Consider the following 20,513-nt stretch of genomic DNA (forward strand, 5'->3'; position numbering starts at 1 on the left):
TTCCAAATTACTGAGTCATACCAATCTGGCTGAGCACCCAGCTTGTAGCTATGGATTTAAAGTTTCTGGCCATCCCAAACACCTTGCTCTCATTGATATGAAGGCGCCAGACTTCTATTGCTTCGCCTGAATGAGCTAAACTCGCCAGATATTTATGATCAGGTGTTAGCCAGAGATATGCTATAGACTTGCGGTCTTGCCGCTTGAGCGTTAGAGAAACCAGCCCGGTGTTGATGTCCCAAATCCGGATAAGTCCTTTTCTGTATCCAACTATCAAGGTTTGCCCATCTGTGGATGTTATGAGTGCAGTGACATGATCCCCACAACAATACTCAGACACTAATTCACCAGTATTGAGTGAATAACCATAAACACCCCCTTTAGCAACATAGAGCACTTTATCATCCTTACTGGTAACCGCAGGAATGGGCATAGAACCTTTAAACTCTATTTGCCGTGCATCTGCCTTACGCGAATAAACTCGAATGCTATGATTTTTTGAGGCTATAACCCATCGCCCTCCAGAAGAAACCTCTGCACGTCTGAGAAAATCATCATCACCATCTGCACTCCTTGGTGTGGAGAAATCATATATTTTTGACTGACTCCCTTTTATATCAACCTTATGGATCTTGCATTCCGAGGCAACAAGAATAGTTTCATTGTCTTCAAATACAGCAAACCGGATCGTCGCACAAACATCAAGGCAAGTCTCATATACAACCGTATCATTTCTCCAGTCTATTACCTGAAGAGCCTTTTTATCATCCATATATGCGAAAATCAGCTTTCCATTTGGAGAGAATCCTCCTGCGGCGTTGGCGTAGTTAACCACCCCCTTTTTGAGGGATTGCGGTAGCTGAAACGTCGCATTTTCAAAATCAACAATTCCCAGCAGGTAAGTATTCTGGTCATGAACTTCAACGATCATCATCATGGCCTTGTTGTCTGGAGCCATTTCTACCTTGCTGATCTCTTTAATCAGTCTTCCAAAAGCAAAAGAAAAGTCAATACCATAGGATTCTGCCGGGTGAGCCAGGTTATGGATAACCACAATCTCATATTTATCCCCTCTCCAGGGAACCATCATCCACTGACCATCATTACTGATTGTGACCAGAGCAGGTGAAGACGTTGTTGTTGGTAAAAGTTTTTGTTCCGACTCTCTGGTTCGAACTTTTTGAAGTCTTCTTTTTCCTTCTAAAGCCTTGAGCACTTTTTGTTCACGGGTCGGTTTTTTCTCAAATATTTTTCGGAATAGTGAAGGAGCATGCTGCTCACGTTTATTCACAATCTGAATATTTTTGATAAGTTTAAGAGGGGGTGATAAGTGGTTGCAAACGGCTTTGGGGCGACCATTAAGCGTCAATGACTCAGAAGCCAGAGTCAGATACTTGGGAAAGAGTGAACAATCAGAAAACTCTATATGCTCACCATCAACAACCACAGACAAATATTCTGGCTGGTGCAGCGCACCCATACTAGTTTTTTTTTCTTAGCAGCATAAAGACTCTGGCAATAGCCATAGAAGAAGATTGTCAGGATAATACAGAGAAGTGCTTTCGCTCTTTGAAATAAAGTCTGGAAGCGACGGCAGGCCATATCGATATCCCATATCTGAAGATGAGGCTCAGTCTAGTAAATCATTTCCACGCTTTTGCCCTCTCCCTGCAAATGTATACATGGTTTTGAAGCTGACATTCAGCTGCTCCATCAATAACCAGATACTGCCGTAAGCCAGCAGAGCTGCGACAGATCGGACAGACATGGCTTTACCCATAAAATGGGCACTTTTGTTTTTATCCAGCCATTGCAGAGACAGGGACAGTATCTCAACTTTTGTGATTAGCAACTGAAGAGAGTTATTTGATTAGAAGACTGTTCGTTTTTTTACAAAAATCTGGGAGTGGTCCGGAGGAAAGTTCGACAGCTCTTAAGCAACTGTCTGGGTACTTAATGCCATCAGAACAGAAAAGCCCGGCCTGTTGCAAGGCCGGGCCGATATTAAAAGCAGGCTAAAGCTTCCTGCTTCGCCTGGGCCATATCAACATTACGAATACTGGCTTTAAGAGCGGGAATAGCTGTCGGACTTGCGCTGAACTTAGTCACACCCATGCCCAGCAACAGTGACGTGAACTCGGGATCTCCTGCCATTTCCCCACATATACCAACAGGAATACCTGCTGTTCCGGCAGCATTGCAGGTTTTGGCGATAGCTTTCAGAATGGCCGACTGCTGATAATGCGCCAATCCGGAAACGGAGGCATTGCCTCTGTCTGCGGCCATCACATACTGGGCAAGGTCATTGGTCCCCAGTGAAAAGAAATCCGACTCTTTAGCCAATTGCTCTGCGTTAAAAACAGCAGCAGGAACTTCGATCATGATTCCAATCTTCAGCTCAGGAACAGGGATGTGCAGTTCCCGGCGGCACTCGTTCAAGAGTTCTTTGGCTTTATGGAGTTCATCCACTGTTGCGACCATAGGGAACATGATCTGAATATTGCTGTGCAGGTCTGCTGCCCGAATAATGGCTTTCAACTGGCTCTTGAATAACTCCGGATACCGAAGGCTCAGGCGAATACCCCGGCAGCCAAGAAACGGATTCGCTTCACTCTCAGTACGTACCGAGTGCATGGGTTTATCGCCACCAATATCCAGAGTTCTGATTATCAGAGGATCACTCCCAAGCTTTGATGCAATGTCGCAGTAAATCTGGCATTGCTCCTTTTCTCCGGGAAGGTTTTGCTGATCCAGAAAGAGAAACTCAGTGCGCAGAAGCCCAACTCCCCGTGCACCGACTTTTTGCAATGAGATTACCTCTTCAGGTTTGCTGATATTCGCCATGACATCAGGACAAAAACCATCAAGTGTTTCCGCATCTTTCTGAGAGTCTTCTGCTTCCCTTGATTTTTTAACCAACCATTCTGTGCGGCGCAGTTCAAGTTTTGTAATGGTTTGAGCATCAGGGTGTGCCCAGATTTGACCGTGAAAACCATCCAGTATCACTTGCTGGCCATCATGGATCTTTTCCAGACAGCCTTCAGCGCAGACAATAGCTGGAATGCCAAGAGCTCTGGCAAGAATTGCACTGTGAGAAGTTCTTCCTCCCTGACTGAGACAGATGCCAAGAACCTTTTCACTATCGAGGCAAGCTGTATCTGAAGGCGTCAGGTCATCAACCAGTAGAATGGCAGGAGAGTCCAGCTGCTGGTGTGGAAGATCTGTGCCGAGAAGGTTTGCTAACAGACGCCTGCCAATGTCAACAACATCATAGGCTCGTTGCTGCATATACTCTGATTCAGCGTTTTTATATTGGTTCGTCAGCGAACCAATTTCGATTATCCATGCCTGCTCTGAAGAATGACCCTTGCTGATGCAGCTCTGCACCCGATCCAGAAGTTCAGGGTCACTCAATATAAGCTTATGAGCGGCAAATATTGCTGAGTGATTGCTCCCCATCTTACCGGTGCTTTCCTGCTCCAGTACCTGTAACTCCGTAAGGGTTTTTTCCAGAGCCTGAGTGAAAGTTTGCCACTCAGCTTTTTCTCCCAGAAATATGCGCTCAGGAACTTCCGGCATAACCTGGCAGAAATGTTTTGCCCTTCCAAAAACAATACCCTCGGAAGCAGGCTGTCCGTTTATTGCCCCTTCCTGCTTGTGCGGTTTTACTATTACTTCTGATTGAGGTTTTGTTGATATATCTTCACCGAAATGACGTTTGGCCAGGGTCAGAAAAGCCCCAATGGCTTTCTGGGCATCAGGGCCAGAAACAGCGAGATGAATTTCATCATGACAACGCGCATCGAGTGCGGCAATGCTGTTCAGACTGCGAATATTGGCCGACTTGCTCTCTCTGGATAATGTGCCCTCAATATCAAACTGCGCCAACTCGGAAACCAGATTGGCGGCGGGACGGGCATGAAGTCCATGGGGATTTTGAATAACCCACGAAGCTTTGAGTTCATTTCGATCAAGATCAGGAGTTGGCTCTGGAGATGAACTGATTACTACAGACTCATCCCCCAAGTGTTCCTGTTTTGCGGAGAGTGCTGAGCAGGCTTCTCTGGCCACCTCATTAAGCGACATGCCTGCAGAGGCTGCGACAGTTGCAGCAATCGCTCCTTCCACAAGAGGGGCAGAACAAAGAGTAATATTGGCAGAGGTATTCGGGGCAATCAGATCAAGGGCAGTTTCTGTGCTGAGCAGAGCACTTCCCATATCCATAAGAACAAGTACACCGCTATGGTCATAAACCTGCTCTATGGCCGTCATAATCCTAATGGCATCCGTTCCAATGGGGTTATCCTGGTCATCAATGCCGCCGGCAGCTGCCAGGGAGCATTGCCCCTGGTTCATTTGCTCTGCCAGCTCCAATACCCCTTCGGCCAGTTTCCGGCTATGGGAAACTATAACAATTCCAACCATAGAGTCCTTCTAGGCAAGTGTTTTTTTGAGTGCCTTGATCATCAGCATGGATGAAGTCGCACCAGGGTCCTGATGGCCAATACTGCGCTCACCAAGATAGCTGGCGCGACCTTTTCTGGCCTGCATGGGGATGGTTGCCCGCATGGCTTCTTCAGCCGTATGCAGAGCCAGATCTATAACCTCGGAAAGATCTTTATCGTGATCAGCAGCATGATGCATGGCTTCCATTGTGGGCCACCAGACATCACACATTGTCTTATCTTCTGGCTTGGTGCGACCTCGGGAGACAATACCGCCGACGCCGTCATCCATCGCCGCAATCAGCTCCTGAATTGAGGCTTCTTCCTTACCATTCAGTGATGTTGCTGCTTTAAGAAAGAATGTGCCGTACAATGGGCCACTTGCGCCGCCAACACTTGAGAGCAGTGTCATACCGGTTTGCTTGAAAATAGTCCCCAGGCACTTGTTCTCATACATGGGGAGCTTTTCCATGACCTTTTCAAAACCACGATTCATATTCAGGCCGTGGTCAGCGTCACCAATGTCGGAATCCAGTTTGGTCAGGTATTCCCGGTTTTCTTTCAGTTCCGTCGCCAGCTCCTGCAACCATGAGACGATGTGTTGCTTAGTTACTACAGACATCAGTTTCTTCTCTTATCAACCTTTATCGATTACCAGTTTCTGGCATCATGGCATCCATGCACCGCAAGATGGATCCCAGAATTTTCAGCTATCAGCCCCAGCGCAGGGCCATGGTTTCCACAGGAGCTTCCCAGAGCCTCAGGATCTCATCATCAGCCTTCATAATGGTCAGAGATAGCCCTTCCATATTCAGGGATGTACAGTAATTACCAACCAACCGGTGAATAATTCTGAGTCCGGACTCTTCGCAACAGGAATGGAACTTCCGGTAAGCACCAAGCAACTCTGATTCAGGGGTTGCTCCCATACCGTTCAGGAGAACAATAACTTTGTCGCCAGCACCCAAAGGCTCTGTGGTGTGTTCAACATCGTTCCAGTCACCTGTTTCACGATCCCATTCCCGGATGACACGGCTGTAGTGCTCATCGTCGATGATGCAGCCGAACATATCCTGAACCAGAGTGTCGCAGTCTTTGTATGTGCGACGCTCGATCCCCGGCTCACCGTGGATGCCGACACCAAACTCCATTTCATTCTCTTGAAGAATGAAAGACGGTTCTCCGACAGCAGGAACAACGCAGGTAGAAAGAGCTATGCCAAAGGAACGTGTGCGGTTATTCAGTCGACGGCCAAGTTCTTCCAGCTGCTCCATGGAGTAACCTTCAGCTGCAGCTGCACCCAGAATTTTCTCAATCAGAACTGTGCCAGCCACACCACGGCGACCCGCAGTATAAAGGCTGTCTTTTACAGCCACGTCGTCGTCCACTAAAACAGTACCAACTTTCACGCCTTCAGCATGAAGCAGTTCAACGGCTGTTTCGAAGTTAAGAACATCACCGGTATAGTTTTTTACAAGAAACAGAACACCCTTCCCGGAATCAACTGCCTTGGCACATTCGTACATCTGATCCGGTGTAGGAGAGGTGAAAACCTCACCGGGACATGCGCCTGTCAGCATGCCCTTGCCAACAAAGCCTGCGTGCATAGGTTCATGGCCACTTCCACCTCCGGAAACAAGCGCGACCTGATCCAGCGAGTGGGCTCCCATAAGATAGACAAAACGGGGCTCATCGCTACCGACCAGCTCGGGGTTGGCCATTAAGAGACCTTCGACCTGTTCCTGAACAACGTCTTCGACTTTATTTATTAGCTTTTTCATTCTGACTGCTCTCTTCAAGAATGGAGCCGGGGGGTTATTTTACTGACAAAGTGGTGGTTTCTGTGTAACACGACATGATTTCACAGTGATATGTACTTATATGTTGCCATGGATCAACAATTATTGAGACTGTGCAAGGCAGGAAGAGCTGAAAAAGTGGTGGGTCAAATCGACCTGTGATTTATTACCTCAGCGGGAGACTGCTCAGTATGCCTAATGGTTTTGAGTGTTTCTGGTTTAGTTGGGAACGCGCTCCAGTATTTACATTTTCCTACTCGGGGCAGAAGAAGCGTTACTTTCTTCTGCCGCTGCTGTGTGAACTGAATCAGCTCAGTTAACAGATGTGTCCGGCAGTTTGGTGTGGGTAACAACAACTGATCCGTACTCATCCCGGAATTCAATCCGATCGGCCTTTGCGAGTGCGGCCATGCCGAGAAGCATTTGAGACATTACTTTTCCAGCTTCTTCAACGCCATTGTCTTTGATGTATCTGGCCAGCGTGTTAGCCAGCTCATTCTTTCCTGTGGCCATTCCATGCCCCTTTGTTTTTATCGTTATTATCAAACCAGAAAGCTAACAGCGCTGTTACCCCTTCCTGTATAGAACTTCCCTGTTTCTATCATGTCATAAGCATAATCCTTTGTCTTTTCAGTATAGGAGACTCCGGCTGTTTAAAAGTAAGAGGCCAAACTCTATGAAGATAGATAAAAAGATTTGGATTATTGCCTTGGTTGTACTTCAGTATCTCCCCTCCACTCAAAGTACGGCTTTTGGATTCCAAGGTTTTCAAGACAGGTGTATGGAAATCATGGATCCACTTTCTGGTTCCAACCCTGAAATACAAAGCTATCTGGAGAATCTGTATGAAGAGTCTATCAGCGACGGTGGATTGTCAGGCTGGATACGTTTGCAGGACAGTATGGAAACTCTTCGCAGCCATGCCGACAAAGGAAGTCTCTACAAGTTTCGTGGAGCTGTCGTAAAAAAATTTGAAAAGATTGCATGTCACGTTTGGACTGTATTCATAAAGCTGTCTCTTACATATCGAAAAAGAATGTGAGTAATCTCGCTGTAAAAGATACCCATGTCCTGCTGGACAGAGAAAAAATCAACCATGATTTTGTCCAAACAATGGCTGATAAAAATGATTATGCATATGCAGCAATATCACTTTTTTACGCTCATGTATTTGAAATGGAAGAAGAGGAAAATATTCTATATACGAGGCAGCTCCAAGATGACTTGGCTTGCTTATCTTTGAATGGAATCAAGGGCGAGTTTGTTGGAAGAATGGCAGACAAAGCATGTCGTAATGATCTTCAGTGTTTCCATATCTTTACTGAAGCGATTGTGAAAATGGGGCTGGATATCGGCGTGTATTTCAGATTGTCCTGACAGCCAGTTTACCGGGCATACTGAAAGAGTCTGCCCGGCTCCGCGTTGATATGATGCAACGAGACTTTTAAGCCGTTATGGCTTCAAATTCATTAACAACAACCAGCTTCCTAAGTGCAGATAAGCGATGGATATCAGCAATACCTACACCAACCTGAGAAACTGCCTGAGCTGCAACAGCTGTTGCCAGTTTTAATGTTGCTTCATTTGACCAGCCATTCGACAGGCCATAAACCAGTCCAGCAACCATGCTGTCTCCAGCTCCTACAGTGCTGACCAGTTCTGAATCCAGTGGGAGCGCTTCCCATACCTGCTTTTTGGTGTACCACCGGCAGCCTTTGCGGCCATGGGAAACCACAACATGCTGAGTACCAAGAGCCAGTAGTTCGGCAACAACCTCAGCCTCTTGCTCAGAAGAAGTAATACTGTGGTTACACCACTGTTCCAGCTCATGGATATTGGGCTTAACCAGAAATGGTACCGCCTTGATGGCTTTGCGTAATGCCTCACCGCTGGTATCAAGAACAACCCGTGCGCCCTGTTGCTTCAGGGTTTTAGTCAGAAGGTAGTACAGGTTTTTCGGGGCGCTTTTGGGCAGACTGCCACTGAGCACAACCCAGTCGCTTTTACGGCTGGCTTGAATAAGACGCTGGGTGAATTGTTCAATATGCTTGGAATCCAGAGGCATACCCGGTAGGTTGATTTCGGTGACCTGATCGTTGGTCTCAGCCAGTTTTACATTGATGCGGGTTTCGCCTTCCACATAAAGACATTTATTGGTGATCAGGTGTTCTTTAAAGAACGCATCGAATTTTTCCCGGTTCTTTTCACCGAGTATTCCAGTAACAGAAACCTGTTTACCAAGATCAGTTAACACTTTGGCGACATTGATACCTTTACCTGCAGCACGAAGATTACCACTGCTGGCAATATTCACGGCATCAAGGTTGAGAATGTCACATTGGATAGTGAGATCGAGAGCGGGGTTCAGTGTGACGGCCAGAATAGGCTTGCTTACTTCATTCATACTACAAGGCTCTCCGGCACAGGGGGCAGGCAGTACTTGCACTACATGACCATACCTGCGGAGCGATTTCATTTGTGTAATTGCTGTAGGCGGATACTGCTGGTTTCGGCATGGGATTGCAATATATCTGTTGGTGCTATTAAGCAGGGCAGTGGTTGTATATTCAGTTTGGTACCATGGAAACTGGAACAGGGTTATCGCTGAATACCTTCTTTTGCATATTGAGAGAGGGAGTCAGTTAATGAAGGAAGTAGTTATCAGGGATTTTTGTGGTAAGGATTGGCCAGCCGTTTGCGTCATTCAGGACAGTGCCAAGCCTATTGAACTGAAAGGATCATGCGATCAGCAGGCATTAAGGGTGTATAGCCGTATACAGGTCTGTCATGTTCAGCTTTACGCTAACAAAACGGGTGGATATTGTTAACTTTGGATTTCCCGAGCTTTCTCTTGTACATAAAAAAGACTCCAGACAAACAACACTGGAAGTATTGTTGCCGGAGTCTGGTGTGTCAAAGTCGCTTGTAGCTATGTCATCGTTATCTGTTTTATGTCACGACATGCTTGTACCGACAAATCTGGTCGCTTTTGATAAAAAGATCATTAGAGTGTTTTACTTCATCGTAAACTCAGGGTAAGCCTCCATCCCGCATTCTTCGATATCCACACCTTCGTACTCAACTTCTTCACTAACCCGGATTCCAGTGATGAGTTTGATTGCACTCCATACGATCAGACTGGTTCCAAATACCCAGGCAAAGATTGTTAGAGCACCAACCAGCTGACCGGTAACAGTTACGCCACTGTTTGTGAAAGGAACAACCATCAGGCCAAAGAAACCAACCACACCGTGAACCGAGATTGCACCAACCGGATCATCAATCTTGAGCTTATCCAGTGCCAGGATTGAGAAGACAACTATCACACCGCCAATGGCACCGATCACAGTCGCTTCAATTGGAGTTGGAGTGCTGGGCTCAGCAGTAATAGCAACCAGACCAGCCAGTGCACCGTTCAGACACATGGTTAGATCAGCTTTACCGAACAACAGACGGGCAGTAATCAGAGCGGCAACCAGACCACCTGCTGCGGCAGCGTTGGTGTTCAGGAATACCATGGCAACGCTGTTGGCATTGGCAATATCACCCAGCTTCAAAACTGAACCGCCGTTAAATCCAAACCAGCCCATCCACAGGATGAAAGTACCGAGAGTTGCCAGTGGCAGGTTGGCACCGGGAATGGCATTTACTTCACCATTACGACCGTATTTGCCTTTACGGGGGCCAAGCAGAAGAACACCAGCCAGAGCGGCGGCAGCACCAGCCATATGCACAATACCGGAGCCAGCAAAGTCAGAGAAACCAAGGTCACCCAGATTATACAGGCCGAAGACGTCATCACCATTCCAGGTCCAGGCACCTTCCATCGGGTATATGAAACCGGTCATCACTACAGCGAAGAGCAGGAAGCTCCAGAGTTTCATCCGTTCAGCAACAGCACCGGACACAATCGACATGGCTGTAGCTACGAATACAACCTGGAAGAAGAAATCTGAGGCACCGGAGTAAATAGAACCACCTTCAAAACCATCTTCGCGGGCAGCAAAATCAGCCAGTGTACTGGCGACATAGTTATCTCCAACCAGAACACCACTCAGAAGTACGCCACCGCCGTACATAATGTCGTACCCGACGATCAGGTACATGGTGCAGGAGATCGCAAACAGCGCGACGTTTTTGGTCAGAATTTCAGTGGTGTTCTTGGAGCGAACCAGACCGGCTTCGAGCATGGCGAAACCTGCCGCCATCCACATCACCAGCGCGCCACAGACAAGGAAATAGAAAGTGTCCATTGCATACTGCAAATGGAATATTTGATTTTCCACGATAAACCCCCAGGTTCATTTTTATTCTTCCGGACTGGCCCTGAAGCCTTCCAGCTTTATTTTCTTGGGTTTGCGAATGCCGCCCACACCGGCATACGCACAAAACAGGACAGGTTCGCTGGCTAGATGGCAGCGGTATCGGTTTCGCCGGTACGGATCCGAATAGCCTGCAGCAATTCGGTTACGAAGATCTTGCCATCGCCGATCTTGCCGGTATTGGCCGCTTTGGTAATGGCTTCAATCACTTGATCAAGCAGGTCATCACCAATGGCCACTTCAATTTTTACCTTGGGCAGGAAGTCCACCACGTATTCAGCACCGCGGTAGAGTTCGGTGTGGCCCTTCTGACGGCCAAAACCTTTTACCTCTGTTACCGTGATCCCCTGTACACCGATTTCGGAAAGAGCCTCCCGAACATCATCAAGCTTGAAGGGTTTAATAATTGCAGAAACTAACTTCATAACACCGTCTCCTGAACGTTTGCCGGTTATTCTGTGGAGTCAATCTCCGGCCGTTTTTTTTACCATGCAAATGATTTTTCCATTACCTCTGGGTGACGAAAAAGTCATTTCCCGCTCATGGCTGTTTGGGTTGTCCTGAGGGTCAGGACAAGTTTACTCATTTGTCACAGCTCTTATAAGGTTTTTGCTCGGCTTAAGTTGTCAGCAATGCACCCGGTCTGTGCGAGTCCCTTCTTCAGTGCCGGTTTTGTTTTTGTTAACTGGCACTGATGACGACCTGCTCAGGAGATAGCAGTCATCGTGCCATGTTGAGAAAATCGTTGTGATTCATTGGGTTGTGCGGATTTCTGCAATAATGAATGGAAAAGGTGCATAACTGTGGAACATAATGGTGCACCAAGCCTTTGGGTGGGTTCTTGGTTGATGCGCCGTAATGGTGCGTTAATAGGGCCCGATAGATCTCGACTGAAATGTTGAGTGCAAGGACATATATTAAAGCCGTATAAAGGTATTACGGTATCGTGGGGGAATTATGATCGATAAAGCAGTATTTATTGGCAATATTGCTGAGAAGTTGCATGAACTGGCTTCACATGCACCAGGTCAGCCCATACGGGAGGATCTGGAAAAAAATATCCGGGCCGTTCTGACGACAGCATTCAATAAAATGGAATTACTGACCCGCGAAGAGTTTGCCGGGCAGGCTGCCGTTCTCCAGAGAACCAGGGAGATGGTGGAAGCACTTGAGAAGCGAGTAGCTGAATTGGAAAAGCAAACTGAGCAGAATAACTCTCAACATGAAACTGCCGTTGAAAGTGTTGAGACTGAGGATACCTTCAACAAGGACGGTTAAGCCTACTAACCAGGCTGTGCCTATGAGCACAGCCGCAGTTTGTTTTCACTGTGGACTTTTCAGTGGAGGAGGGCTCATAGATCTGGATCATAATGACACTATACGAATGGCATTCCCTGAGTTAGAGCCGGATTCAGAGCTAATAGTTATTGTGACCACAATATCATCATCGCTGATAGCTGAAGTCAACGCTCCAGGCTCAGGTTTCTCGTCAATGACCATCAAGGGTAGTGGGGGCGGTTTGGATAACCTCTTTCTAGGTGACGCTGCTGAGTAACGCCTGACATGGCGGCCAGCTCCTGAATTTCTGATTCTGACTTCTGGAAAAAGGGTTCTAATGAGCTCATTTGGTGTTCCCGGCTCAACAGTTGGCCAGTTTTCGGGTATAAGACATCTAAAGAAATCATCGTTCCTGAATACTTTAGTCCATACAGTAACCATGCGATTTCCTTAGCCGTAGTCGCGAATTTCTCTGATGGCTATTGGGCGACCGTCTTTTATAACACTCTGGGAATATTCATTGTCTCCAGAAAATGAAATATCTCCATAGTTGCCGGCCACTGTCGAAGGATCCAGAGAAGCACTTAGCTGGGCCAGGGCAGATACGCCTTCGAAAATAAATGCCTGGGTTGTTTGATAATTTCCCTCTTGGTATGGGGTGGTATGTAATTCAGATTCATATAAAAAACTTTATTCAAAATAGTCTTGTTATCAGAACTGAAATCTGAAGAAATTCTATTTGTATAAACAAGACGTATAGGTCTTCCCTGATATTATTTGTGAGCATTTCTAAATAGCCAGCAGAATGGATCTTCAAAGCCTACGGGTTTGGTTCCCTTGTTACGACAAACTATCAAACACAGCGTGTCCATGATTCCGAACCTGGGCGCAGGATTTATGGTCAAGTCATGACCGATGGATCGTCGTAGCAAGGGAGCCACCCCCAAATCCATTGATCTTGGCAAAGGTTTGACCGAAAAACAAAATCCATGCCAAATGGACGAAGGATCACCATGAGTTAACCCGCAGGCCATTATGCCTGACAATATGCGAACATAAGACCCACCCGAGACTCTCACAGAATACAGAAATCATACTGATTGAAGGGTGGATATGGATGTAGACCCACGAAGCCCAAAGAAGCCCAAAGAAGCCCAAAGAGGTGCCTTCAGGGCGCAGTTGTACAGTGCTTTCTGACTCAATCCTGCATCATAAATAATCTTGCAGATAATACGTTATCTCGTGGCCACTGGAGCGCTGTCCAGCGTGTTACCAGGCAGATTCCAGCCTGCCGTGCAATAGCTCAGTACCTTCCAGCACGGGATATTCTTAATCTGTCCTATTTAGACCCTTCCAAATATTACCGCACCCCCTCACTGATGAAAGGTCGGTTTATGAGGGCTTTAGTTTATTTGGGATTTCCTGAAGCAGGTTATTTAATCTCTGGCTCCAGATCACTTCCCGGCAACCATGATTCCAATCAGCCAGCACATGATAGATCTGGCACAGGGATAGCCAGGCAAATTCTTTTTCAACATCTTCCTGACTTAACCGAAGTCTGGAGTGCTTTCTGTAACACGTGATGGCATCACTAGTGCTGAGTCCTTCCGGCCTGCGGGTAGACAGAAGCGTGACCAGATCCCAGACAGGGTTATGCACTGTTGCCAGATCAAAATCAAAAAGCATCATCGAGCCGCCTTTGGCTTTTGGAACCCAGAAGTGGTGCCAAAAGCAATCGCCATGAATTACTGTGACGTTCCTTTCTTCTTTAAGCTGTGGGCGAATCTGACTGTTCCAGTAATGCACAGCTTCAGGTAAGAGAGTTCTTAACTGTGACGCCAGTTTCTGTGAGTAACCTTCCTCTTCAAACTTACCCACAAGCCTGCAGCAAACAGGAATGGTTTCCAGCAGTGGCAGGGCATGATCACGATACCTCCCATAGCTGAGATCTTTATCAACAGGTAGATTATTAATCATGTCATTATGAAATTGAGCCAGACAGGCGATGGCTTCTTTAGCAGTAGAACAGTCAATCAGACCTGTGGAGAAAGTTTCTTCTGCTTCAAGAAGCAAATTATGAGTGGCTCTATATTCAGGCATTAAGCTAAAGCATGTACTTACTTCACTATCGAAGCCTGATGCCAGAACCGGGGCAGTAAAAGCAGAATCTGTCTTGTGGGTAAGTTGATGAAACAGGGCTTCAAAAACACCGCTATCGACTGGGGATAACTTCAGAACGAGCCGCTCTGGTAAAATAGAGACCTTATCAGTGTATTGCAGCTTTAGTTCCCCAATGTAGGAACTGTGGTCACCAGGGCGTTCGGTTAGCTCGACAGATAGTACTCTCCCCTGTTTGAGCAGACTGTGCTGGTAAAAAAGTTTGGTGAGATACTCTGGGTCCTGAAATCTGGCAAGAGCAAGCAATGTATTAATCTCTAGATAGCTTCCATTAACTATAAGTCAGGAGATCAATTTCAAGCAGCTTCCCGGTCACAGTCTCTCTCCACACTCTCTCATTCATGCACTGTCAGATAAGGAGGCCAGTGCCGGGCAGGAGTTCTGTGTATTCAAAACGAAGGTTGAAAATATATGAAGGTTTGCTTTATCCGGTTTCTAAGCCTCCTGGAGGTTACCAAAAAAAGAGGGTTCCAAATAGCAGAGTCAGAAGGTGGGTTGACCTTAAAAATTGTAAGAGCCCAATATCCGAACCCTATCCGCTTGGTGTACAGGGTACACCTGTATCTTTTCATTCGGTTTTTTTTCAGCGACCTGGAGAAAAAGTATTTATCTGATGAAGCTGCTTTAGCTCTTTTGCAAGCTAACTGTGGTAGTGATAAAGAAGCAGTGGAAGTTTTGAGACAACGAAAAGAAAGTTATTTCTGGTTGGAAAAATGCTGCCTAACTTGAGCAAGCGGTTTGGAGGTGTTTGCCATTTAAAAGGAATGAATTTCGAGAAGAGCAGGAGTCGGGGAAGTTGGCTGAAGACGGTTTCACAAATCTCGAAATTACTGTATTCATCATCCTTAAATCGCTTTCAAGCAGCGAATTGGGATAGGTAAATATCTGAATTAATAAAATTGAGAGAAAAAATACAAAAGAAAACATTGAGTTTGCGAGAGAGATTCCTTTGTAAACGAAGCAATAAGAAGAGATACACTCCATATTGTTCAATTAATAGATGCCAGAAGGCAGAAGGCAGCATCTACAAATGAATGAATAGGCAGGTTATCGAACGCACGACTTTATAGATGAACACCAGGATTCAAGTCAAAGACGATGTTTGGGAAATATTGTCCGCCAATGGCTAAGGAATCTGACTACATTCCGGCAATGTACAAATAGAAGGTTGTGGCTGCTGCTTCATGGGAAGCAGCAGCGCAGGCATCAGGCCTGACCAGTGATGATCTGGTACTTCTCCATCAACTCGTCTTCAGTTTCTACGTGCTCAGGATCCTTCGGGATACAGTCTACCGGGCAGACCATCTGGCACTGGGGCTCATCGTAATGACCCACGCACTCAGTACACAGAGTGGGGTCAATTTCATAAATCTCTTCACCTGGAGAGATTGCACTGTTGGGGCATTCAGGCTCACAGACGTCGCAGTTGATGCAGTCGTCAGTAATTTTTAGGGCCATACTACGTCTCGTTTCTAAGTGGCGTTCAGTTACCGTACTTCTGCTTCAGGGCAGCCTCTACTGCCGGTGTGACAAACTTGGAGATATCGCCATTCAATGACGCAATCTCACGTACCAAAGTAGAAGAAATATAGGAGAGCTTCTCAGACGGAGTCAGAAACAGGCTCTCTACATTTGGGGCCAGAACTCTGTTCATATTGGCTAGCTGGAACTCATATTCGAAGTCAGAAACTGCACGCAATCCGCGGAGAATTACGCCAGCACCTACTTCCTGAGTAAAATCCGCCAGAAGATTACTGAACCCCAGGACTTCAACATTGTTGAGATGAGATGTGGCATCTTTTGCCAGCTCAACACGTTGATCCAGAGAAAAGTGTGGCTTTTTACGAGGGCTCTCGGCAACGGCAATAATTACGCGTTCGAACAGCACAGAGGCTCGCTGCACCAGATCACAGTGTCCCAATGTGATGGGATCAAATGTACCTGGGTAAATAACTGTTCTCATCAAGGCCTTCAGTTCCTCTTATATACTGGCTGCCATAAACTCGGATACATTATGACTATCCGACGGCATCCTAGCCGGGAAAATTGAGGATGCTAACGGACGAGCTGAAATCGCACAAGTCGGCTATCCCCCTAGTTGGATGGGCTACTGTACTGTGAAAAGAAGATGGAGTGTTTGACCCTGTGCTCATCAAGTGAATGTTACCGGGAATCATTGAAACTCTTTGTAGATTGTGGTCGTTCTTTGTCAGTAACCACTGAACCATTGCTGTGATTGCTTATAAGTTGATTTTTTATAAGTATGATTGCTTTTTGTTATTTATTCAGGCTCTGAGTATTCAAACTCAGAGCCTGAAACAAAGCTATCGAACAAAAAGCTTGAATATCAGTTTGCCAATAAATCCGCCGTAGGGGGGGTACATCATCTTGGCAGCATTGAATTTCCCTTTCAGCATCACAGCCTTGGCTTTAGAGAAGGTCAAGAAACCTTCATAGCCATGGTAATGTCCCATCCCGGAATCACCGATTCCTCCAAAGGGGAGGTCATCAACGGTCACATGGATCAAGGTGTCATTGATGCAGACACCACCTGAATGGGTATCCTGCAGAACGTGAGCATGGGTATTCTTTTCGTGACTGAACAGATACAGGGCCAGAGGGTGTGGACGTTCGCGGATATAATCAATGGCCTGGTTCAGGTAATCATAGGGCACAAGCGGAAGTATGGGACCGAAGATTTCATCCTGCATAACAGACAGGTTCTGATCAGCGTTGGTAATGATATGAAGCGGCATCCGACGGCTGCCATCATTAACCTGTGATTCACCCACCACATGAATATCAGCACCATTCTCCCTGGCTTCTTCAACCAGGCGATTCAAACGCTCATACTGACGATCGTTGATGATGCTGGTGTAATCACTGTTGCCATTCAAGCGCGGATACATTTTGCTGAACGACTTTTTATAAGCGGCAATGAAGGCGTCCATTTTTTCTCTTGGACAGAGAATATAATCTGGAGCAACGCAAGTCTGGCCGGCATTAAAGGATTTACCAAAACAGATTCGCTCGGCGGCTTCTTCAATATCGACATCTTCGGCCACAATGGCCGGAGACTTTCCACCCAGCTCCAGTGTTACCGGAGTCAGGTTTTCAGCTGCTGCCCGCATAACAATCCGACCAACCTGGGTTGAGCCGGTAAACAGCAGATGATCAAAAGGCAGTTTGCTGAAATCTGCGGCGACACTTGCATCACCATTGATGACTGCGATCAGATCATCCGGAAAATGCTCTTTCATCAGTCGGGCAAACAGCTGTGAAGTTTTTGGGGTGAACTCCGACATCTTCACCATCACCCGGTTACCGGCTGCCAGCGCACCAACCATAGGAAGAACTGCAAGCTGGAGAGGGTAGTTCCATGGCACCATGATACCTACAACACCCAGAGGCTGGTAACGAACGTAAGCTTTGGCGGGTTGCAGGTGCTGCCCTACGTGACGACGGCTGGGCTTCATCCATTTTTTAAGCTGACGGCAGGTTGCATTAATATCCTGCGTGATAGGCATCATTTCAGCCAGCCGGGTTTCCTCCGGGGCTCGGCCTGCGAAGTCATCGCTGATGGCTTGAATGATTTCTCTCTGATGATCCAGTAGAACCGTTTTCAGCTTTTTAAGATTGCTAATACGGTCATCCCAAGAGAGGTAAGGTGCTGCCCGAAAAGCTTTTTTTTGCTTCTCAAAAATTGGCAGAAAGCTGTTTCCAGGTATTTGAACAGGATCCAGAGTGTTGGACATTGTATCAACGGCAGTGGCCATGGCATTTCTCCGGTTCTGTCGCCTTTCACTTTCTATAACACCTGATCCCAGACTACGCGAAGTTAAGGCGGGGGACATTTATTCTTGTTGTTATGCCGAGGAATTTAGAGCAACAGCCGGGGAATGTAAACCAAGTACAGGCGTCCTGTTAGGGCGTCTTTATCGTCCTTTCGTACCAACACCCAGTTACCCTTTGATATTCAGAGGTTTTTCAATGGAAGGGGTTTACCATTAATTTTGTCTTTGTCGAGACTCTTATACTCGTTAACGCAGTTTTTTCTTCTTGACGATAGGGCTGGTATATGAATAACCAAAAGCCAGACTACTGCAGCAGCTCCAGTATTAAGCCCTGCGAGATACTCTCAATACCACAGCAGTAGGCTTGCTTTGGATCAGTCTCTGCAAACGATCAAACCTTCAGCTCGACTGACAGCAAAGCAAAAAGCTGGGTTGGCCCTGATTCTTGTTGGAATAATCGTCGCAGATACCTTGAACTGGACGGCTTTCGGACGGAGAAGCCTGAGGGTAGCTAAATCCAGTCAACTCCGCTGGCTATTTTATAACGCCAAAATTGCCTGACACCTTATGCTTCAGGCCAGTGTCAAGAAGATCCTGACCACCTACAGATAGACAGTGGAACACGGGTTGTTGATGACAGTGGCAAGGTGCGAGCGAAAAAAACAACAAAGATACATGGGACACACAAGGTCAAAGATAAGGCGACTAGAGGCTACAACGGGCAGGAACTGGTTTTTCTGGTGTTGGTCACAGAGAAGGTGACTATTCCAAGCGAAGTTTCAATACCATAGCCAGATACCTTCCCCCAAAGAGCGGGAAAGTATAGGCATTGATCCTCAAACATCATGAAAAGAGAAGGTCATTAAGAGAGATATCTGGCAGCGGGGTCAGCCAACCCGTCGAATCCCTTTGAACTTTCCTGAACTGTCATAGCTGATCTCAAAGCGGCCGTGAATACCGTGATGGGATACAAACTGGGCAATAATATCAAAAGGAAGGCTAATGCTTGTGCCATCATCGGCCACGGCCCGCACACGCTCTTTCTGCCTTTTATAAAACATCAAAACCTGTTCGGAATTAAGACTGATACTGACAACCGATTTACGCATGTTTCAACATCCCTGATCTTGTTATTCCTGACTGTTCAGCCACCTAATAATAATAGAAAAACCAGAACACTTATGCCAATACACTGATTTATATAGATTTTTATCTATAAAATAGCCAGGGATCACTCTCCCTGGCTATTTTTCCGCTTTTAGCGAAACTTACGCACCCGGAACTGACGGCCTTTGATTTTGCCATTCTGCAATCTCTTGAGCGCCTGGTTTGCAACGCAGCGCTCAATGGCAACATATGCCGTGAAATCAAAAATATCGATCTTGCCCACATGCTTTCCAGGAATTCCGGCATCTCCCGTCAGGGCACCGAGAATATCGCCAGGGCGTACCTTGTTTTTCTTACCGCCATCAATATTCAGGGTTACCATCGGCGGTTCCATCTCAATAGGGCGATCATGAAGCTTGGCCAGATCACCATATTCCACCGGACGCATTTGGTAGGCTTCAATATCTTCAATCTTGTACTGCTCTTTCTCGGTATAAAGACTGAGAGCCAAACCCTTCTTGCCTGCGCGACCAGTCCGACCAATTCGATGGACGTGCACTTCGGCATCACGAGTCACTTCATAATTAATGACGGCCTGTAGATCCTTAATATCCAGACCTCGGGCGGCAACATCTGTAGCCACAAGAATAGAGCTGCTTTTGTTGGCAAACTGAACTAGAACCCGATCACGATCTCGCTGATCCAGATCCCCATGAATTGCCTGGGCATGGAAGCCATGGATGCGCAGATCTGCAGCAACATCATCACATTCAGCTTTTGTGTTGCAGAACACAACGGATGATTCCGGCTGATAGTGATGCATCAAACTAACAAGAGCCTCTCTGCGTCCAGAGCGGGAGGTTAAAAAGAATTTCTGCTCAATCACCGTATCATCGTGATGAGACTCAACCTCGACTTTAACGGGAGAACGCTGAAAGTCTCGACTGATTTCCTGAATACCTTCCGGGTAAGTCGCAGAGAACAACAATGTCTGCCGATTTGATGGCGTCTGCTCCGCAAGATCAGCAATAGCATCCCGAAAGCCCATATCCAGCATACGGTCGGCTTCATCCAGAACAAGAGTCGAAATATCATTAAGCTTCAGCTTGCCTTTACGCACATGTTCCTGAATTCGGCCAGGTGTTCCTACTACTATATGGGCACCGTGTTCCAGAGATGCAATCTGAGGACCAAAAGGCATTCCCCCACAAAGGGTCAGCACCTTGATGTTGTGGGTAAAGCGGGCCAGGCGGCGCAGCTCTTTTCCCACCTGGTCGGCAAGTTCGCGTGTTGGGCAAAGAACCAGTGTCTGCACCCGATATTTGCGCATATTCAGGCGGGATAACAGGCCGATACCAAACGCCGCCGTTTTGCCGCTACCGGTCTTGGCCCGGGCAATCAAATCCTTCCCCTTCAGGACATGAGGCAAACTCTGAGCCTGAACAGGCGTCATGCTCTTGTAGCCAAGAGAGTCAAGATTGGCGAGCATTTCCCCTGATAATGGAAGGGAAGAAAAGCGGGTATCGATCATTATTTTCATCAGGCGGGTAAAACAGGGCAGCTATGATAACAGGTTAAAAATATCGATTA

Annotated in this window: 20 protein-coding genes; 5 read left to right on the forward strand and 15 right to left on the reverse strand. The window is 46.8% G+C overall.

The window, feature by feature from the left end; translation table 11 throughout:
• Positions 1–7: 7 nt before the first annotated feature.
• From M3P05_RS15075 to M3P05_RS15100, 6 genes are all read right to left on the reverse strand, one after another.
• Positions 8–1,480: a WD40 repeat domain-containing protein gene (locus tag M3P05_RS15075; RefSeq protein WP_249700716.1), complete on the reverse strand. Its 1,473-nt coding sequence runs from the start codon at positions 1,478–1,480 to the stop codon at positions 8–10.
• A gap of 150 nt (positions 1,481–1,630) precedes the next feature.
• The gene (locus tag M3P05_RS15080; RefSeq protein ID WP_249700718.1) at positions 1,631–1,852 is read right to left on the reverse strand and encodes a hypothetical protein; all 222 of its coding nucleotides are present in this window, start codon (positions 1,850–1,852) and stop codon (positions 1,631–1,633) included.
• Between the two features lie 152 nt (positions 1,853–2,004).
• Positions 2,005–4,425 (reverse strand): phosphoenolpyruvate--protein phosphotransferase, encoded by a 2,421-nt coding sequence (gene ptsP / locus M3P05_RS15085; protein WP_249700720.1) that lies wholly within the window; start codon positions 4,423–4,425, stop codon positions 2,005–2,007.
• A 9-nt stretch (positions 4,426–4,434) separates the two neighbouring features.
• Complete coding sequence (dhaL, locus tag M3P05_RS15090) at positions 4,435–5,067, reverse strand: dihydroxyacetone kinase subunit DhaL (protein ID WP_249700722.1); 633 nt, start codon at positions 5,065–5,067, stop codon at positions 4,435–4,437.
• 91 nt (positions 5,068–5,158) lie between these two features.
• Complete coding sequence (dhaK, locus tag M3P05_RS15095) at positions 5,159–6,226, reverse strand: dihydroxyacetone kinase subunit DhaK (RefSeq protein WP_249700724.1); 1,068 nt, start codon at positions 6,224–6,226, stop codon at positions 5,159–5,161.
• A 330-nt stretch (positions 6,227–6,556) separates the two neighbouring features.
• Entirely contained in the window at positions 6,557–6,757 is a 201-nt protein-coding gene (locus tag M3P05_RS15100) for a hypothetical protein (protein WP_249700726.1), read from the reverse strand.
• A gap of 163 nt (positions 6,758–6,920) precedes the next feature.
• Between M3P05_RS15100 and M3P05_RS15105 the strand changes: the two genes are divergently transcribed.
• Entirely contained in the window at positions 6,921–7,286 is a 366-nt protein-coding gene (locus M3P05_RS15105) for a hypothetical protein (protein WP_249700728.1), read from the forward strand.
• On the forward strand, positions 7,283–7,621 hold the full coding sequence (locus M3P05_RS15110) for a hypothetical protein (protein ID WP_249700730.1): 339 nt from the start codon (positions 7,283–7,285) through the stop codon (positions 7,619–7,621). The genes M3P05_RS15105 and M3P05_RS15110 overlap by 4 nt, the downstream gene beginning before the upstream one ends.
• A gap of 67 nt (positions 7,622–7,688) precedes the next feature.
• On the opposite strand, the gene pfkB is transcribed toward M3P05_RS15110, so the two are convergent.
• Entirely contained in the window at positions 7,689–8,648 is a 960-nt protein-coding gene (pfkB, locus tag M3P05_RS15115) for a 1-phosphofructokinase (RefSeq protein WP_249700732.1), read from the reverse strand.
• A 241-nt stretch (positions 8,649–8,889) separates the two neighbouring features.
• Between pfkB and M3P05_RS15120 the strand changes: the two genes are divergently transcribed.
• A complete protein-coding gene (locus M3P05_RS15120; RefSeq protein ID WP_249700734.1) occupies positions 8,890–9,072 on the forward strand; it encodes a hypothetical protein in 183 nt (60 codons plus the stop codon).
• Between the two features lie 186 nt (positions 9,073–9,258).
• Here M3P05_RS15120 and M3P05_RS15125 read toward each other — a convergent pair whose 3' ends face one another.
• Together M3P05_RS15125 and glnK are read right to left on the reverse strand one after the other, a co-directional pair.
• A complete protein-coding gene (locus tag M3P05_RS15125) occupies positions 9,259–10,530 on the reverse strand; it encodes an ammonium transporter (protein ID WP_249700736.1) in 1,272 nt (423 codons plus the stop codon).
• 122 nt (positions 10,531–10,652) lie between these two features.
• Positions 10,653–10,991, reverse strand: a complete 339-nt coding sequence (gene glnK / locus M3P05_RS15130; RefSeq protein WP_249700738.1) for a P-II family nitrogen regulator — start codon at positions 10,989–10,991, stop codon at positions 10,653–10,655.
• Positions 10,992–11,523: 532 nt separating this feature from the next.
• Between glnK and M3P05_RS15135 the strand changes: the two genes are divergently transcribed.
• Positions 11,524–11,844: an accessory factor UbiK family protein gene (locus M3P05_RS15135; RefSeq protein ID WP_249700740.1), complete on the forward strand. Its 321-nt coding sequence runs from the start codon at positions 11,524–11,526 to the stop codon at positions 11,842–11,844.
• 22 nt (positions 11,845–11,866) lie between these two features.
• Positions 11,867–12,121, forward strand: coding sequence for a hypothetical protein (locus M3P05_RS15140; RefSeq protein ID WP_249700742.1), 255 nt, complete (start codon positions 11,867–11,869; stop codon positions 12,119–12,121).
• A gap of 1,115 nt (positions 12,122–13,236) precedes the next feature.
• Here the strand turns inward: M3P05_RS15140 and M3P05_RS15145 are convergent.
• The 6 genes from M3P05_RS15145 to dbpA form a co-directional block, all read right to left on the reverse strand.
• Positions 13,237–13,944, reverse strand: coding sequence for a phosphotransferase (locus M3P05_RS15145; RefSeq protein ID WP_249700743.1), 708 nt, complete (start codon positions 13,942–13,944; stop codon positions 13,237–13,239).
• 1,284 nt (positions 13,945–15,228) lie between these two features.
• Positions 15,229–15,480, reverse strand: coding sequence for a YfhL family 4Fe-4S dicluster ferredoxin (locus tag M3P05_RS15150; RefSeq protein ID WP_249700746.1), 252 nt, complete (start codon positions 15,478–15,480; stop codon positions 15,229–15,231).
• A gap of 25 nt (positions 15,481–15,505) precedes the next feature.
• A complete protein-coding gene (coaD, locus tag M3P05_RS15155) occupies positions 15,506–15,985 on the reverse strand; it encodes a pantetheine-phosphate adenylyltransferase (protein WP_249700748.1) in 480 nt (159 codons plus the stop codon).
• Between the two features lie 361 nt (positions 15,986–16,346).
• Positions 16,347–17,798 carry a coniferyl aldehyde dehydrogenase gene (locus tag M3P05_RS15160; RefSeq protein WP_249700750.1) on the reverse strand — a complete coding sequence of 484 codons (1,452 nt, stop codon included), beginning with the start codon at positions 17,796–17,798 and terminating at the stop codon, positions 16,347–16,349.
• A 905-nt stretch (positions 17,799–18,703) separates the two neighbouring features.
• Positions 18,704–18,925 carry a DUF2835 family protein gene (locus tag M3P05_RS15165; protein WP_249700751.1) on the reverse strand — a complete coding sequence of 74 codons (222 nt, stop codon included), beginning with the start codon at positions 18,923–18,925 and terminating at the stop codon, positions 18,704–18,706.
• 149 nt (positions 18,926–19,074) lie between these two features.
• On the reverse strand, positions 19,075–20,454 hold the full coding sequence (gene dbpA / locus M3P05_RS15170; protein ID WP_249700753.1) for an ATP-dependent RNA helicase DbpA: 1,380 nt from the start codon (positions 20,452–20,454) through the stop codon (positions 19,075–19,077).
• Positions 20,455–20,513: the final 59 nt, after the last annotated feature.

The sequence above is a fragment of the Parendozoicomonas callyspongiae genome (assembly GCF_023502345.1).
In the GTDB taxonomy this organism is placed as follows: domain Bacteria; phylum Pseudomonadota; class Gammaproteobacteria; order Pseudomonadales; family Endozoicomonadaceae; genus Sansalvadorimonas; species Sansalvadorimonas callyspongiae.